Below are 15505 nucleotides of genomic sequence, written 5' to 3'. Positions count from 1 at the left end.
GCCAGGGTCAGATCCTCCGCGCCGCGCGCAGCCGGGCGGAACGGGAGCGCGGATTGAGCGCGATCTCCTGGCCTCCCGGGCGCACTGGTTTCTTGGTGAGGACCTCGATCAAACGGGTCTCGGCCAACGGCCGACCGGTCACCTGGTCGACCTGGCCGCGGTCGAGATCGCGCAGGCCGTGCTTGACGATGCGGTCCTCCAAGCTGTGGTAAGAGATCACCACTAGCCGGCCGTCCTGATCGACCAGGCGGACAGCTTCATCGATAAAGCGGCGCAAGCGCGACAGCTCTTCGTTGACCTCGATACGCAGGGCCTGAAACACCTGCGTGGCCGGGTCGTGGCCGCGTGCACCGCGGCCCTTGACCTCGCGCACCAGGTCGGCCAGCTCCGAAGTGGTGCGCAGCGGCTGCCGCCCACGAGCCTCGACCACCGCCCGAGCGATGCGCTTGGCTTGCTTCTCCTCGCCGTATTCCTTGAAGATCCGCACCAGTTCCATCTCCGGACGCTGATTCACGACATTCGCGGCGGTCATCTCGGTCCCTCCCATGCGCATGTCCAACGGCCCCTCCTTGCGGAAACTGAAACCTCGCTCGGCACGGTCGAGCTGCATCGACGACACGCCGAGATCGGCCAGCACGCCCGCCGGCCTCTCCCCGTTCCGCAGCCCAGAAGACTCCAGGAGGGAACAGAGGTCATGAAAGTTGCCCTCGACCAAGCGCACCCGCTCGCCGAAGGGAGCCAGGCGCCGGCGCGCCAAGGCGAGAGCTTCGCCGTCGCGATCGATCCCCAACACTCGAGCCTCCGGGGCTCGCCGGAGGATCTCTCCCGCATGCCCCCCCAACCCCAGGGTGCAGTCCACGAACAGTCCACCCCGCTCGATGGCGAGGTACTCGAGGCTTTCTTCGAGCAACACCGGAACGTGCTGGGCATCCACCTCAAGACCTCTCCGGGCTCGTCGCGCCGCGCCAGACGTCTAGATACCCAGCTCACTCAGGGCGCCGTAGTCGTCCTCCGTGAACGGTTCGTCCGCCAAGCGAGTCTCGAAACGCTCGCGGTTCCACACCACCAGATGGTCGATCTGGGCACTCACCACCACTTCACCGTTCATCTCCGCACTCTCGCGCAGGATCTGGGGAAGGACGATCCTTCCCTGGGCATCCATCCGTCCCTGTTGACCGAAGTAGCTCACTCGCTCCATGAACCGGGACTTGGCGCGGTTCGTCGAAGGCAACGCCTGGAGCTTGGCTTCGATCTCCTCCCACACGGCCAACGGATAGACCTTGGCGCAGTCCCCCTCGATCGACGTCACGAACAGATCGGCGCCGTATCGATCGTCGATCGCACGGCGAAAGGCCGTCGGCAACTTGAGCCGCCCTTTGACGTCGATCTTGGCTGGAGCACTGCCTCGAAACATAGATATCGCCCACCGTAAAAAGGTAGTTACGGCTGACCGTAGCATGCATGCTCCACTTTTGTCCACAAATTTCCACCCCACGCCCCAATGCGCCCCAGCGAGCCTTCGTTTACTCCACTGGAGGCCTGCTTTCGGTCGAAATTCCCATCAAAAAGTCCTCCATTGGCGCTAATGGGGCGTAAGTCGAAGTGGGTCTTCCGAGGATCCATCCCTCGAGAGTTCACCTGGATGGGATGAGGGCACCACCTCGGCTATGCTGACCATCCCGCCATGGCCACCTCGCCCCCCTTTCCGCCGCTCCTCCGGCGCTCCCTCCGCCGAAGCGCTCGCTGGCTCGCCCTGGCCCTGGCCGTGGCCCTCGCCGCAGGAGTCGCCTCGCGCATCGACTGGAGCGAACTCGCCCAGCGCATCGTCGCCGCCCGGCGCGGCCCTCTGATCGCCGCGACAGCGCTGCTCCTCGCTCGCTATGGGCTATGGGCCTGGCGCTGGAATCTGGCGGTGCGAGCGATCGGCGTGCGCGCGGCACCAGGGGCGCTCTGCGCGATGGTGGTGGGCGCCGCCGCCGTCAACCACATCACGCCGGCAGCGAAGCTGTTAGGTGGCCTTCTGCGGGCTCGCTACCTCGGTCGCCGGACGCCCCTGAGCACCGGCCGTGCCTATGGCACGGTGCTGTTCGATCAGATCTCTCACCAAGTCGCCCTGACGGGCCTCACCACCGCTGCGATCATCGGTGCCGTCTGGGCCACCGGACGAACGGCCCTCGCCATCGCCCTGGCCGTTCTCGCATCGGGACTGAGCTTGGGTCTCCTTCGCGCCTTCCTCCGGGACCGCCGGAAGGAGCGCGACCGGCGCGGATCATGGCTCGAACGGAAGTTGCTGGGGCGCTGGACGCAGCGCCTCGGCAAGGCGCGGCAGACCCGCTTCGAACGCTGGGTCGAGCGCGGGCGCCCGGTCCTCGACACGCTCCGCGAGCTGCTTCGTCGGCGATCGCTGATGCTCGCCTCTCTCGCTCTAGGACTGGCCTACGCGGCGGTCAACGCCGCCGCCCAGTGGATGTTCTTCGCCGCCGTCGAAGCGCCGACCGCCTACCTGGTGGCCTTCGCCGCCGTCGCCCTGGGCACCGCCGCGGGCGCCCTGCTGGGTACGCCCGGCGGCGTGGGGGCCACCGAGGCGGCGATGATCGGCACCTATGTCGCGCTGGGCATCGACGGCGGAGACGCCGCCGCCGCCGCTCTGCTCTACCGCGGCCTGCACTACGCGACAGTGTTCACGGTGGGGGGAACTTCCCTACTGTGGCTGGAACGATCGGCCGCGCGACCGAGCCCAGAGGGCTGGGCGCCCCCGGACGAGGAGGAGGCGCTAGCCGCCGAGGAAGGGGTGAAGCCGCAGGCCGAGGCGGCGCCTAGCCCCCTGAAAACAAACAAGTAGCAGTGCCGCTGAAATCATCCGCGAAGCGGATCTTCAGCAGTTCTGCTACTGAACTTGAGTTGCGGATTGAGGGACGCCTTGCGCAGGAACTGAGCCACCCGGCGAATGGCCTGCACCGAAGCCCGCTCCTGCTCGGCCACGGTAGCGAAGAACATCAAGGCGGCGGTGGTCTCCCGGGGGTTGTCCTGAGCGGCGATGATGGGGGTCATGGTGCGAGCGATCTCGCGCACCTCGGCGGTGCGCCCCTGGCGGGAATAGAGCATCGCCAGGTCGAGGGAGATGATCGCCGAATCCCAGAACAGATCGTTTTCCACGAATCGGTCGCGCACCGAAGTCAGGTACGCCTCCGCCTCTTCTTCCCGCCCCAGGCCGGCGGCGAGCATACCGCGGAGCCAGTCCGCGTGGAGCTTGGTGTAGGTGTCCGGAAAGCGCTCATAGTCTTCTTCGCAGCGCTGGAACAGATCTTCGGCGTCGGCGGCCTTGCCGAGGTCTAGCAGACAGACCACCAGGTTGTGGCGCACGCACAACAGGGTCCGCGGATCCTCTTCCGGATCCAGGCGAACCAGGGCTTCGGCCAACGGCTGGGCCGCTTCTTCCGGCAAACCCTGGCGCAGCAGCAGGTCGCCGAGGGACGCGAAGGCGCGGGCCGCCCGGTTGTCTTCGCCGAGGGATTCGTAGCGCTCGCAAACCTCGTGCAGCAGGTCTGCCGTCTCCTCGCAGCGACCCTGCTCTTTGCGCAGCAGCGCGAGAAAGTGCACCCGCGCGACCTCTTCGAGTTCGTTCGGCGAATCGGCGAGAAACTCCGCCGCCAAGGTCAGTTCACGCTCCGCACCCTGAAGGTCGCGAGCCAAGCGCAGGTTGTTGCCGAGAAAAACGTGGGCGCGGCCGCGCAGATCGTCAAGGATCCGACGCCCGTGGTAGTGGGAGTCCAGCGATTCGAGTAGAAGGAGTCCGAGACGGGCGAGGCGCTCTCCTTCCCGAGGATCATCGAACCCCGTCTCCCTCGCTTCTTCCAGTAGAACTTCCGCCAAGGCCAGAGAGTGGAAACGGTCTTCGTTGCGGATTCGAAGTTCACGCCCGCCGTCCGTCAAGGCGAGCAGGTCACAGAGCAGATCCTCGGCTCGCTCCACCTCACGGGCGCTCGCCCGCGGCCGGGTCCACCAGGTACGTTGCGGCACCGGCCGGGGCTCGGGCCGAGATTCCGGCCGCGACACGGCACGGGGCTGAGCAAAGCGCAGCAGCTTGAGACTCTGCTCCGCCGCCCGCAAGTCGCGAACCGCGCGAGCCGTCACCTCACGACAGCTCGGACAATCGGGGAGGTGCGCGAGCACCCGCTCACGCCAACCCTCGCCTACAGACCTCACAAAGGCCACAATGTCGGATGGATCGGGGTGGTGACTCATGTTTCCTCCGGTGGTGGACGCCATACCGTCGCGGCGATGATCGCGCCGGGCGTCCCCTCAAAATCTACAGAACTTCAATCCGCACTACCGCGTAAAGAAAACCCCTAAAACATTCATCGATCGGGCCGCTCGCCATCCATCGAAAACGAAGAGCCCTACCAGCGGCGACCACCTCCTGGATCCATCGTCGGACCCGGCGAGAGAATGCCGCCCCCGGAGTCGTCCGAATCGTCGCCCTCGTCTTCTTGGTCGTCCTCCCGAGGGTCGGGATCGGTGTTGCCGGCGGCGTGGGCCTTTGGGCCTCCGAGCACCGCTCGGATTCGATCCAGGATAGACGTCAAGAAGGGAGACTCGGTCTCGTAGGCCGCCTCCTGACGGCTGTCGTCAACTCCATAGGAAGCCGGCGCCAGCATCATTGCGAGCAATACTACGGCGCTCGCAAGAAACCAAAAGGTGCGTTTTGGAATCCGGTGACACAACATAGATGTGTTCCCTTTCCGGCGGCTCCTTGCAGCGCTCGAAGCGACCGCCGCCGTCCGCCTCACACCCCCAAGGTGAAAGCAAACTAGCCGCAGGGGGACAAGATTGCAAGAATTGCCCAAATCCCGTCGCTTCACGCTCCACCGCTCTGCAGAAGGAGGTAAAAAGGTGAAAATCGCCAAGAGTCTACCCGTCGCCCACGGCGGAGTTTTTTATGCCTGAAAACGGCAAAGATGGAGTCCGTACGGGTAATTTCCCGAAGAGGACATACGCCGGAAAACCAAGAACGCCTTGGCTCACAAGCGTATATACTTTTTCAAAAGCCCCAGCGGACCGGCGGGGGGACACCGCCTATCGGCAACCACGCCTTGACAGGAACGCCCCCGATGCGTATCCTCAATCGGTACCTTTCCGGTACTGTTTCTGGATTGCCCTTCGGGCGCACGCAGTCTTCGATTCACCGTTTTTCGCAATACGATGGGTAAGGATTTAGGTCGGTGCCAGAAGTCCAGGCGAAGGGAAACCGACAAAAACGGCTCGCTAATGCTATGCCGATAAACTGTATCTACCGCTCATGATTCGAATCACCAAGCAAACGGACTACGGCATCGTCATCGCCTCGCACATGGCGACGGATCCCGAACGCCGCTTCAGCACCGCTGAGATCGCCGAGGAAACCCATCTGCCGACGCCGATGGTCAGCAAGATCCTGAAGCTTCTCGCCCGGGAGGAATTGCTCGACTCGCACCGCGGCGTACACGGCGGCTACGCCTTGGCCCGGACGCCGCAGGAGATCCAAATCTCGGAGGTGATTGCGGCCCTCGAAGGGCCCATCGCCATCACCGAGTGCGTCGACGACAGTCCCGGCCTGTGCTCGCAGGAGGCCATCTGCCCGATGCGGAGCAACTGGCAGATCATCAACGGCGCGATCAAGCAGGCGCTGGACGGCATCAGCCTGGCGGAGATGACCCGCCCGCTGGTGACCGAACGCCTCGTGCCTCTCGGCGGCGGCGAGACCCTTCACACCTAGCCGGCGAGGGCCTTCACACCTAGCCACTGAGGGCTCCACCGGCCGCTCACGCGCCGGTGGCCCATGACGGAATAGGAACACCATGACGACACCCGACTCCTCCACCGCAATGCTCGAAGAGTTCGCGAATCGCGAGTACGAATTCGGCTTCGTCACCGACATCGATCAGGAGACGATTCCGCCCGGCCTCAACGAGGACGTAGTGCGGTTGATCTCCGCCAAGAAGGAAGAGCCCGAATGGCTCACCGAGTGGCGCCTGCGGGCCTACCGCCACTGGCTGACCATGCGCGAGCCGAATTGGGCCAACATCACCTACGATCCGGTGGACTATCAGGCGATCTCCTACTATGCGGCGCTGAAGGATAAAAGCGACGGCCCGAAGAGCCTGGACGAGGTGGATCCGGAGCTGCTCGCGACCTACGAGAAGCTCGGCATTCCCCTGAAGGAACAGGAGATGCTCGCCGGAGTGGCGGTGGACGCGGTGTTCGACAGTGTCTCCGTGGCCACCACCTTCAAGGACAAGCTGGCGGATCTCGGGATCGTCTTTTGCTCCTTCTCGGAAGCGGTCAAAGATCATCCGGAGCTGGTCAAGAAGTACCTCGGCACGGTGGTGCCGTACACCGACAACTTCTTCGCCACCCTCAACTCGGCGGTGTTCTCGGACGGTTCCTTTGTCTACGTGCCGCCGGGAGTGCGCTGCCCGATGGAGCTCTCGACCTACTTCCGGATCAACGCCATGAACACCGGCCAATTCGAGCGCACCTTGATCGTTGCCGACGAGGGTTCCTACGTGAGCTACCTCGAAGGCTGCACGGCACCGATGCGCGACGAGAACCAACTGCACGCGGCGGTGGTCGAGCTGGTTGCCCTGGGCGATGCGCAGATCAAGTACTCGACGGTGCAGAACTGGTACCCGGGCGACCCGGTCACCGGCCAGGGCGGCATCTACAACTTCGTCACCAAACGCGGCAAGTGCGCCGGCCCCCGTTCGAAGATCTCCTGGACCCAGGTGGAGACCGGTTCGTCGATCACCTGGAAGTACCCGAGCGTGATCCTGCAGGGCGACGACACGGTGGGCGAGTTCTACTCGGTGGCGGTCTCCAAGGGCCGCCAGCAGGCCGACACCGGCACCAAGATGATCCACCTCGGCAAGAACTCGAAGAGCATCATCATTTCCAAGGGGATCTCCGCCGGCCATGGCCAGAACACCTATCGCGGCGCGGTGCGGATTCTCAAGGGAGCCGAGGGCGCCCACAATTTCTCGCAGTGCGACTCGATGCTGATCGGCGACCAGTGCGGGGCCCACACCTTCCCGTACATCGACGTACAGAACCCCACCGCCAAGATGGAGCACGAGGCCAGCACCTCGAAGATCGGTGAGGATCAGATCTTCTACTGCAACTCGCGCGGCATCGACACCGAGGACGCCGTGTCGATGATCGTCAACGGCTTCTGCAAACAGGTGTTCCAGGAGCTGCCAATGGAGTTCGCCGTCGAGGCCCGGAAGCTGCTCGAGATCAGCTTGGAAGGCAGCGTCGGATAGCTGGGCACTGAAGATGTCGAGAACATATCTTCAGCGCCCAGCTACTTCTGTTTTCTGGGGGGCTGACCGCCCCCCAGAACCCCATCCATGGATTCGCCGGGCTTGCAAATCCGAAGAGTTTGAACCGATTCGATTGAATTCAGCCTTGCCCGCAAGGCTTGGGAGATAGAAGACACCATGACCATTCTCGACATCCAGAACCTCCACGCGGGGGTCGATGATACGGAGATCCTGAAGGGCATCGATTTGAGGATCGGCGCCGGTGAGGTGCACGCCATCATGGGGCCGAACGGCTCCGGAAAGAGCACCCTGGCGCAGGTGCTGGCCGGCCGCGAGGAATTCGAGGTGACCGACGGCTCGGTGACCTTCAAGAGCGAAGACCTGCTCGATCTCGATCCCGAAGAGCGCGCTCGGGAGGGGGTTTTCCTCGCCTTCCAGTACCCGGTAGAGATCCCCGGAGTGAGCAACACCTACTTCTTGAAAGCGGCCCTGAACGCCATTCGCAAGCACCGCGGCCTGGACGAGATCGACGCCGTTGACTTCCTCAAGCTGGTGCGCGAGAAGATGAAACTGGTGGAGATGGATGAAGCGCTCCTCAACCGGCCGGTCAACGAGGGTTTCTCCGGCGGCGAGAAGAAGCGCAACGAGATCTTCCACATGTCGGTGCTGGAGCCCACCCTGGCGGTTTTGGACGAGACCGACTCGGGCCTCGACATCGACGCCTTGAAGTTCGTCGCCAACGGCGTCAACGCCATGCGCGGCGAAGATCGCTCCTTCCTGGTGATCACCCACTACCAGCGCCTGCTGCGCTACATCGTGCCGGACGTCGTCCATGTGATGGTGGACGGGCGGATCGTGCGCACCGGCGGCAAGGAACTGGCCCTGGAACTCGAAGAGCACGGCTATGCCGCCTTCGAGCGCAGCCCGGCGGCATAGAACGATGAGCACGACCACCCTCGAGAAGCCCACGACGTCGGCCGCCGTCACCCCGTACCTGACGGACTGGGAGGCCTTCACCGCCAGTCTCGGCCGCGGTGAGCCGGAAGCCCTGCGCATGCTGCGCAAGGAGGGCCTCGAGCGGTTCTCCAGCCAAGGATTCCCCACCCTGAAGCAAGAGGACTGGCGCTTCACGGACGTCTCCGCCGTCGCGCAGGGATCCTTCCGGCGCGCCACCGGCGCGGTGCCAGTGACTTCTCGGGCCCTCGAGCCCTTCGTCTTCGATGGGGCGCTGCGTCTGGTGTTCGTAGACGGCTTCTACTCGGCGGAGTTGTCGAACCTCATAGCCCTGCCGGAAGGCGCCTACGTCGGTAGCCTGGCGGAGGCGCTGACGGAGCATCCGGATCGCGCCCTCGAACACCTCGGCCGCCGCGCCCGCACCGCCGACAACCCCTTTGTCGCCCTGAACACCGCCTTCCTGCGGGACGGTGCCCTGATCTCCCTGCCGGCCAACGCGGTGATCGAGGCCCCCATCCACCTGCTCTACATGTCCAGCGACGCTGCAACCGACTCGGAAGCGATCGTCTCCTATCCGCGGAATCTCATCGTGGCCGGCGAGAACAGCCAGGCGACGGTGGTCGAGACCTACGCCGGGCTCGGACCGGGGCGCTATTTTTCCTGCTCCGTCACGGAGGTGGTGGCGGCCCCCAACGCGGTGGTGGATCACTACAAAGTGCAGCACGAGAGCCACGAGGCCTTTCACCTGGCGACGCTCCAGATCTACCAGGAGCGCAGCAGCAACTTCTTCTCGCACTCGGTCTCCACCGGCGGCGCCCTGACCCGCAACGACGTCAACGCCGTGCTCGACGCCGAGGGCATCGAGTGCACCCTGAACGGCCTGTACATGGTCACCGGCGAGCAGCATGTGGACAACCACATGCGGATGGACCACGCCAAGCCCCACTGCAACAGCTACGAGCTATACAAGGGCATTCTCGACGGCAGGTCGCGGGCGGTCTTCAACGGCCGCATCTACGTCCACCCGAACGCCCAGAAGACCGACGCCAAACAGTCCAACCGCAATTTGCTGCTGTCCGAGGGGGCGATCGCCAACTCGCAGCCGCAGCTCGAGATCTTCGCCGACGACGTGCGCTGCACCCACGGCTCGACGGTCGGCCAGCTCGATGAAGAGGCGGTCTTTTACCTGCGCTCCCGCGGCATTGGCGCCGAGGCGGCCAGCAGCCTGCTGACCTACGCCTTCGCCAGCGACATCGTGCAGCGCATCAAGGTCCCCGATGTTCGCCGGGACCTCGAAGAGTTCCTGTTCACCCGCCTGCCCCGCGGCGAGGTCGTGCGCCAGGCGGTGTAGCGGCGCACCCACTAGGAGCACCATGACGGCGACCACCCTCTCGACATCCGGCCTCTCACCGTCGAAGATTCCGCCCTTCGACGCGGAGGCGGTGCGCCGCGACTTCCCGTTCTTGACCGAAGGTCGCGACCCGGCCGGCGCGCCGCCGGTATTTCTGGACAGCGCCGCCAGCGCTCAGAAACCCCGTCCGGTACTCGACGCGATGACCGCCTTCTACGAAGGCAGCTACGCCAACATCCATCGCGGCCTCTACGACCTCGCCGCCCGCGCCGACGCGGCTTATGACGGCGCCCGGGAAAAAGTGCGGGCGTTCATCGGCGCCGAGCGGACGGAAGAGGTGGTCTTCGTGCGCGGCACCACCGAGGGCATCAATCTGGTCGCCCAGAGTTTCCTCGCGCCGCGCCTGGCGGTGGACGACGAGGTGATCGTCAGCGAGCTGGAGCACCACTCGAATCTGGTGCCCTGGCAGCAGGTCTGCCGGCGCGCCGGAGCTTCCTTGAAGGTGGCGCCGATCGGCGATGACGGTGCCCTCGACCTCGACGCCCTCGAAGGGCTGATCGGTAGCCGCACTCGACTGATCGCCATCACCCACCTTTCAAATGCCATCGGCACGGTGGTGCCCATCTCGAAGGTGACGGCCCTCGCCCGGCATCACGGCGTGCCGGTGCTGGTGGACGGCGCCCAGGCGGTGCCCCACGGCCCGGTGAACATCCAAGAGCTGGGCTGCGACTTTTACGTCTTCTCCGGCCACAAAATGTTTGGCCCTACCGGCATTGGTGTGTTGTGGGGGCGCTACGAACGGCTGGCGGCGATGGAGCCCTACCAATCCGGTGGCGGCATGATTCAGTACGTCACCTTCGACAAGGCGGAATTCGAAGATCCGCCGAGCCGCTTCGAAGCCGGCACCCCGAACATTGCCGGCGCCGTCGGCCTGGGAGCAGCCGTCGACTACCTAGGCTCCCTGGACTGGCGCGCCCTCGCCGCTCACGAGAAGGATCTCTTGACCTACGCCGAGGAGCGGCTGCGCGAGGTCCCCGGATTAGAGCTGATCCCGGCCGGAAGCGAACAGCAAGCGGTGCTCTCGTTCGTCATGGAGGGTGCCCACGCCCATGACGTCGGCACCGTGCTGGCGAGCCGCGGGGTGGCGGTGCGCGCCGGCCATCACTGCGCCCAGCCCTTGATGCGGCGCCTCGGCGTACCGGCCACCACTCGCGCCTCCTTCGCCCTGTACAACTGTCGCCAGGACGTCGACGCCCTCGCCGAGGGCCTGCGAACAGTGCGCCAACTGTTCGCCCCCTGAGGCCGTCCCGATGAGCGAACTCACCGAGCTCTACCAGGAGATCATCCTGGACCACAACCGCCGGCCTCGCCACTTCGGCGCCTTGGCGGAGCCGAGCCACCGCGCCCGCGGCTACAACCCGCTGTGCGGCGACGAAGTCGAGATCTTCCTGCGAATCGCCGACGGCAAGGTAGTGGACGCCACCTTTGAGGGCAGCGGATGCGCCATCTCCACCGCCTCGGCCTCGCTGATGACGGAGGCAGTGCGAGGCCACTCCCTCAGCGAAGTGAGGGGCCTGTTCGCCGGTTTTCACCACCTGATGACCGGCAAAGGCGAAGGGGCGGAAACGGAGCTCGGCAAGCTCGAAGCCCTGGCCGGCGTGCGCGAGTTTCCCATGCGGGTCAAATGCGCCACCCTCGCCTGGCACACGCTGCAGAGCGCCCTGGAAGCGAAGGTCGCCTCGACCGAATCAACACCCACCGTTTCGACGGAGAATTCACCCCCATGAGCGAAGAAACCACCACCACGCCGGCACCGGAAGCCACTATTCCGGATACCGACAACCTCGAAGCCCGCATCGTCGCCGCCGTCCAGGAAGTGTTCGACCCGGAAATCCCGGTCAATATCTACGAGTTGGGCCTGATCTACGACATCGCCATCGCCGACGACCGGCAGATTCACGTCAAGATGACCCTCACCTCCCCAGCCTGCCCGGTGGCCGGCTCCCTGCCCGGCGAAGTGCGCGACAAGATCCTGCATGTCGAGGGAGTGAAGGACGCGGAGGTCGAGGTGGTGTGGGATCCGGTGTGGAACCCGAGCATGATGTCCGAGGCCGCCAGATTGCAGCTAGGGATGATGTAGGAAGTTCTGCTACGAGGGCCGATGCACCGGCATCTGCGGTGTCGTTCGACCCTCTCGCTGCGAACTTCGGTCGCCCTCACCAAACATTTCGCCCCGATGGGGGAGAATGCAGGCATGGATCGCCGAACTTCTCTCTCCCTTGAGGTCCACCCGGACATCCGGCGCGCTTCGACGCTGCCGGCGGTGGTGTATTCGGATCCAGCGGTGTTCGAGGCGCAGAAGGAGCGAGTGTTCGCCCGCTCTTGGCACTTCGCCGGGGATCTGGACCGCTTGCGGGCGCCGGGAACGGTGATGCCCTTTACGCTGGGCGAGGGAGTGCTGGACGAGCCGCTGGTGCTGACCCGCGACCGGGACGACCGGCTGCACTGCCTGTCGAACGTCTGCACCCACCGGGCGGCCCGGGTGGTGGAGAACGAGGCGATGTGCTCGGTGCTGCGCTGCCGCTATCACGGGCGACGCTTTCGCCTGGACGGGCGTCTTGCCTCGATGCCGGAGTTCGAGGAGGTGGAGGACTTCCCCTCCGAGCGGGACAATCTGCCGAGGGTGCCCTTCGGCGCCTTCGGCAAGATGCTCTTCGCCGCCCTCGATCCGGCGGTGCCCTTCGGCGAGTGGATCGCCCCGGTGGCGGAACGCATCGCCTGGCTGCCCCTCGACGAACTACAGTTCGACGCCACCCGCTCGAAGGACTACCTGGTGCGAGCCAACTGGGCGCTCTACTGCGACAATTACCTGGAAGGTTTTCACATTCCCTATGTTCATCCCGGCCTAGCCGAGAACCTGGACTACGGCAGCTACAGGACGGAGCTTTTCGAACACTCGAGCCTCCAGGTCGGAGTTGCCGCCGACGGCGAGGCCGCCTTCGACCTTCCGGCGGAGTCGCCGGATGCCGGTGAACGAATCGCCGCCTATTACTTCTGGATGTTCCCGAACCTGATGATCAACGTCTATCCCTGGGGCATTTCCTTGAACGTGGTCAAGCCCCTGGCGGTCGATCGCACCCGCGTCTCCTTCCTCTCCTGGGTGCTGGATCCGTCCCGCCTCGAGGACGGTGCCGGCGCCGCTCTCGATCGGGTGGAGCGGGAGGACGAGGTGATCGTCGAAAGCGTTCACCAGGGTACCCGCTCCCGACTCTACGACCGCGGCCGCTATTCGCCCGCCCGGGAGCAGGGCGTCCATCACTTCCACCGCTTGCTAGCAGACTGCTGAAAAAGCGCTTCGCGCATGATTTCAGCAGCGCTGCTAGCTGTTACTTTCGAGGGGGCTGGGCGCCCCCTCAACCGAAAGGCCAGCCTTTCGGTTTCACCCCGTCCACGGCGGCTTCGCCGCCGCCTCGCCTTTCAAGCTCGGAGCGCTGGCAGGTAGATTCTCTTGTTCAGGCACTCTGGTTCGTATCTTGCTTCGATTGGTAGGGTGAACTCTTCCCGCGAACCGGCCATGCTTTCTCCACTCCCACGACTTCTCATCGCCGCCGTCCTCTCGGCCTGTTTCTTTGTCGTGACTCCCCTCGGCGCCGAACCATCCCCTTCCGACCCCGCGTCCCTCACCGCGGAAACAACGGAGGAATTTCACTACCGCTGGCGGCTGGGCGGATTCGCCGGGCGGCTGGCGGGGATGTTTCTGCCGAGCAAGGGCGATGGCGTGCTGACCTTCGAGAACCTACCCGGCGGACGCCTGGAGAGTGATCTCCTCATCACCTCCGAAGAGGGCGACGACGGCGAATTCTGGCGCTACGGTTCTTTGATCGACACCGACAACGAGCAGGCCCTGCGCGCCTGGTCGTCCTACCGCTGGCGGGGCGAAGAAAAGGAGAGGGGAAACGAAGTGGAGGAGGATGGGGTTCTCGATGTGGTGTCGGGAATCTGGATGCTGCGCAGGGACCGACCCACCGAGCAACTCAAGCTGACCATCTGGTCCGACGGCAAGCTCTACCCGGTGCTGATCGAGCCAGAAGGCACGACCAACTACACCCTGGGCGACCGCCTCCTGCGAGCCCGCAAGTACACCATTCGCGGCGACCGCACCACACCGGGACGCCCCTGGAAGGGCCGCCTCGAACTGTGGTTCACGGACGACGAGGCGGCCATGCCGGTCGAAATCCGCATCGCCCGCAGCTTGGCGGACCTGCGGTTGAAGATGGTGCAGCGCCCGTAAGGTCCCTAACTCTCCCTCGAAATCGGCCAAATCGGCCATCTCCGCATCCAACTTATTCTTTTCGTCGAAGTGGTGAAAGAGGCGAGCGGTTCTCTCCCGAGTGCCGCTACGCACGCGACCTGCGACTTACTACCTCGAAGAAAAGGAGTTTCTGCATGAAGTCGATGGCCCTTCGAATTTCTCTCGTCCTGTTGGCTCTACTGATCACGGCACCCCTGCTCGCATCGAGCCACCGGGAGGCGCCGTTCCTGACCGAGAATCCCAAGGTCGACGGCACGGACTTTTACATGTTTCGCAGCTATGAGCCCGGTCGTGAGGGCTTCGTCACGCTGATCGCCAACTACCTGCCGCTGCAGGATGCCTACGGTGGTCCCAACTACTTCACCCTCGACCCGAACGCCCACTACGCCATTCACATCGACAACGACGGCGACGGCATCGAGAATCTCTCCTTCGTCTTTCAGACCCGCACCTTCATCCAGGGCATCGCCCTGCCGATCGGCGATGCGACGGTGCCCATCCCGCTCATCCAGGCGGGTCCGGTGACCACCTCGGCGGTGATCAACCGCATCGAGACCTTCGGCCTCAACCTGGTGCGCGGCGACCGCACCAATCCGACGGGGGTCGATACCGCCGTCAACCTGGCGACCAGCGGCACCCGCTTCGGCAAGCCCCTCGACAACATCGGCGCCAAGACCTTCCCGAACTACGCGAACTACGCGTCGCTCTATGTCCACGACATGTCGATCCCCGGCTGCGGCGACGGCCGGGTGTTCGTCGGCCAGCGGAAGGATCCCTTCGTGGTAAACCTGGGAGAGACCTTCGACCTGGTCAACTACAACCCGGTGGGAGCTCCGGACTCGCAAAGCGATGACCTGGCCTTCGCGAACGTCACCGCCCTCGCCCTCGAAGTACCGATCGACTGCTTGACCCAGGGCCGCGGCGACGTCATCGGCGGCTGGACCACCGCCAGCCTGCCGCGCTTCCGCCAGTTGCGCAACGATCCGACCTTCATGATGCCGGCCTTCGAGTCCGGCGACATGGTGCAGGTTTCCCGACTCGGCATGCCGCTGGTCAACGAGGTCGTCATCGGCCTGCCGGACAAAAACCTGTTCAACGCCGCCCGCCCGGATGGCGACGCGGCTCTCGCCACCTACGTCACCAATCCCACCCTGCCGGCGCTGTTGGAGGTCCTGTTCGGCGTGCGGGCGCCCACCAATCTGCCTCGCACGGACCTGGTGGCAGCCTTCGTGACCGGCCTGCCGGGCGTCAACGAACTCGGTTTCGGTGAGATGCAGCGGCTGAACACCTCGATTCCCGTGACGCCGGCTGCGGAGCAGAACAACCTCGGTGTGCTCGGCGGTGACAACGCTGGCTTCCCGAACGGCCGTCGGCCGGGCGACGACGTGGTCGACTCCGCCCTGCGGGTGGCGATGGGCGTGCTGTGCCACGCCCTGCCGGGCGCCTTCTGCGAACCGGCCGACGCGCCGGACGGTACCTTGCCCTACACCGACGGGGCGTACATCGACTCGTCCTTCTTCGACAACTCGTTCCCGTACCTGGTCACGCCGCTGGCCGGTTCACCGAACTGACCCTGGCCGCCAGCGAACG

At 64.8% G+C, this 15505-nt stretch carries 15 protein-coding genes; 11 read left to right on the top strand and 4 right to left on the bottom strand.

What is annotated here, in order from left to right; all coding sequences use genetic code 11:
• Nucleotides 1-7 precede the first annotated feature (7 nt).
• Together rsmH and AAF481_04580 are read right to left on the bottom strand one after the other, a co-directional pair.
• Entirely contained in the window at nucleotides 8-934 is a 927-nt protein-coding gene (rsmH, locus tag AAF481_04585; GenBank protein MEM7480428.1) for a 16S rRNA (cytosine(1402)-N(4))-methyltransferase RsmH, read from the bottom strand.
• Between the two features lie 39 nt (nucleotides 935-973).
• A complete protein-coding gene (locus AAF481_04580) occupies nucleotides 974-1414 on the bottom strand; it encodes a division/cell wall cluster transcriptional repressor MraZ (GenBank protein MEM7480427.1) in 441 nt (146 codons plus the stop codon).
• 270 nt (nucleotides 1415-1684) lie between these two features.
• Here AAF481_04580 and AAF481_04575 point away from each other — a divergent pair, with 270 nt between their 5' ends.
• Nucleotides 1685-2842, top strand: a complete 1158-nt coding sequence (locus AAF481_04575; protein MEM7480426.1) for a lysylphosphatidylglycerol synthase transmembrane domain-containing protein — start codon at nucleotides 1685-1687, stop codon at nucleotides 2840-2842.
• Between the two features lie 14 nt (nucleotides 2843-2856).
• Here AAF481_04575 and AAF481_04570 read toward each other — a convergent pair whose 3' ends face one another.
• Both AAF481_04570 and AAF481_04565 read right to left on the bottom strand, forming a co-directional pair.
• On the bottom strand, nucleotides 2857-4134 hold the full coding sequence (locus AAF481_04570) for a hypothetical protein (GenBank protein ID MEM7480425.1): 1278 nt from the start codon (nucleotides 4132-4134) through the stop codon (nucleotides 2857-2859).
• Nucleotides 4135-4400: 266 nt separating this feature from the next.
• Nucleotides 4401-4661, bottom strand: a complete 261-nt coding sequence (locus tag AAF481_04565) for a hypothetical protein (protein ID MEM7480424.1) — start codon at nucleotides 4659-4661, stop codon at nucleotides 4401-4403.
• Nucleotides 4662-5299: 638 nt separating this feature from the next.
• Here AAF481_04565 and AAF481_04560 point away from each other — a divergent pair.
• The 10 genes from AAF481_04560 to AAF481_04515 all read left to right on the top strand — a co-directional run bounded on the left by AAF481_04560 (nucleotide 5300) and on the right by AAF481_04515 (nucleotide 15486).
• The gene (locus AAF481_04560) at nucleotides 5300-5755 is read left to right on the top strand and encodes an SUF system Fe-S cluster assembly regulator (protein MEM7480423.1); all 456 of its coding nucleotides are present in this window, start codon (nucleotides 5300-5302) and stop codon (nucleotides 5753-5755) included.
• Between the two features lie 82 nt (nucleotides 5756-5837).
• Nucleotides 5838-7298, top strand: a complete 1461-nt coding sequence (sufB, locus tag AAF481_04555; protein MEM7480422.1) for a Fe-S cluster assembly protein SufB — start codon at nucleotides 5838-5840, stop codon at nucleotides 7296-7298.
• 177 nt (nucleotides 7299-7475) lie between these two features.
• Nucleotides 7476-8234, top strand: coding sequence for a Fe-S cluster assembly ATPase SufC (gene sufC, locus AAF481_04550; GenBank protein MEM7480421.1), 759 nt, complete (start codon nucleotides 7476-7478; stop codon nucleotides 8232-8234).
• 4 nt (nucleotides 8235-8238) lie between these two features.
• Nucleotides 8239-9603 carry a Fe-S cluster assembly protein SufD gene (gene sufD, locus AAF481_04545; protein ID MEM7480420.1) on the top strand — a complete coding sequence of 455 codons (1365 nt, stop codon included), beginning with the start codon at nucleotides 8239-8241 and terminating at the stop codon, nucleotides 9601-9603.
• A 22-nt stretch (nucleotides 9604-9625) separates the two neighbouring features.
• Nucleotides 9626-10903 (top strand): cysteine desulfurase, encoded by a 1278-nt coding sequence (locus tag AAF481_04540; protein MEM7480419.1) that lies wholly within the window; start codon nucleotides 9626-9628, stop codon nucleotides 10901-10903.
• Between the two features lie 10 nt (nucleotides 10904-10913).
• Nucleotides 10914-11390 carry a Fe-S cluster assembly sulfur transfer protein SufU gene (sufU, locus tag AAF481_04535; protein MEM7480418.1) on the top strand — a complete coding sequence of 159 codons (477 nt, stop codon included), beginning with the start codon at nucleotides 10914-10916 and terminating at the stop codon, nucleotides 11388-11390.
• Nucleotides 11387-11743: an SUF system Fe-S cluster assembly protein gene (locus AAF481_04530; protein ID MEM7480417.1), complete on the top strand. Its 357-nt coding sequence runs from the start codon at nucleotides 11387-11389 to the stop codon at nucleotides 11741-11743. Before sufU ends, AAF481_04530 begins: the two co-directional genes overlap by 4 nt.
• A 114-nt stretch (nucleotides 11744-11857) precedes the next feature.
• Nucleotides 11858-12949 (top strand): aromatic ring-hydroxylating dioxygenase subunit alpha, encoded by a 1092-nt coding sequence (locus AAF481_04525; GenBank protein ID MEM7480416.1) that lies wholly within the window; start codon nucleotides 11858-11860, stop codon nucleotides 12947-12949.
• 228 nt (nucleotides 12950-13177) lie between these two features.
• A complete protein-coding gene (locus tag AAF481_04520; GenBank protein ID MEM7480415.1) occupies nucleotides 13178-13894 on the top strand; it encodes a DUF3108 domain-containing protein in 717 nt (238 codons plus the stop codon).
• A gap of 155 nt (nucleotides 13895-14049) precedes the next feature.
• Nucleotides 14050-15486, top strand: a complete 1437-nt coding sequence (locus AAF481_04515) for a DUF4331 domain-containing protein (GenBank protein ID MEM7480414.1) — start codon at nucleotides 14050-14052, stop codon at nucleotides 15484-15486.
• Nucleotides 15487-15505: the final 19 nt, after the last annotated feature.

The sequence above is a fragment of the Acidobacteriota bacterium genome, assembly GCA_039030395.1.
Classification (GTDB): Bacteria; Acidobacteriota; Thermoanaerobaculia; order Multivoradales; family JBCCEF01; genus JBCCEF01.
This window is presented reverse-complemented; position numbering and strand designations above follow the sequence as displayed.

What these genes read in the sequence shown, in the direction of transcription:
- AAF481_04575 (MEM7480426.1), top strand. Translation starts at nt 1,685, where the DNA reads ATGGCCACCTCGCCCCCCTTTCCGCCGCTCCTCCGGCGCTCCCTCCGC.
- AAF481_04580 (MEM7480427.1), bottom strand. Translation starts at nt 1,414, where the DNA reads ATGTTTCGAGGCAGTGCTCCAGCCAAGATCGACGTCAAAGGGCGGCTC.
- sufC (MEM7480421.1), top strand. Translation starts at nt 7,476, where the DNA reads ATGACCATTCTCGACATCCAGAACCTCCACGCGGGGGTCGATGATACG.
- AAF481_04525 (MEM7480416.1), top strand. Translation starts at nt 11,858, where the DNA reads ATGGATCGCCGAACTTCTCTCTCCCTTGAGGTCCACCCGGACATCCGG.
- sufD (MEM7480420.1), top strand. Translation starts at nt 8,239, where the DNA reads ATGAGCACGACCACCCTCGAGAAGCCCACGACGTCGGCCGCCGTCACC.
- sufU (MEM7480418.1), top strand. Translation starts at nt 10,914, where the DNA reads ATGAGCGAACTCACCGAGCTCTACCAGGAGATCATCCTGGACCACAAC.
- AAF481_04540 (MEM7480419.1), top strand. Translation starts at nt 9,626, where the DNA reads ATGACGGCGACCACCCTCTCGACATCCGGCCTCTCACCGTCGAAGATT.
- AAF481_04520 (MEM7480415.1), top strand. Translation starts at nt 13,178, where the DNA reads ATGCTTTCTCCACTCCCACGACTTCTCATCGCCGCCGTCCTCTCGGCC.
- sufB (MEM7480422.1), top strand. Translation starts at nt 5,838, where the DNA reads ATGACGACACCCGACTCCTCCACCGCAATGCTCGAAGAGTTCGCGAAT.
- AAF481_04530 (MEM7480417.1), top strand. Translation starts at nt 11,387, where the DNA reads ATGAGCGAAGAAACCACCACCACGCCGGCACCGGAAGCCACTATTCCG.
- AAF481_04565 (MEM7480424.1), bottom strand. Translation starts at nt 4,661, where the DNA reads ATGATGCTGGCGCCGGCTTCCTATGGAGTTGACGACAGCCGTCAGGAG.
- AAF481_04560 (MEM7480423.1), top strand. Translation starts at nt 5,300, where the DNA reads ATGATTCGAATCACCAAGCAAACGGACTACGGCATCGTCATCGCCTCG.
- AAF481_04515 (MEM7480414.1), top strand. Translation starts at nt 14,050, where the DNA reads ATGAAGTCGATGGCCCTTCGAATTTCTCTCGTCCTGTTGGCTCTACTG.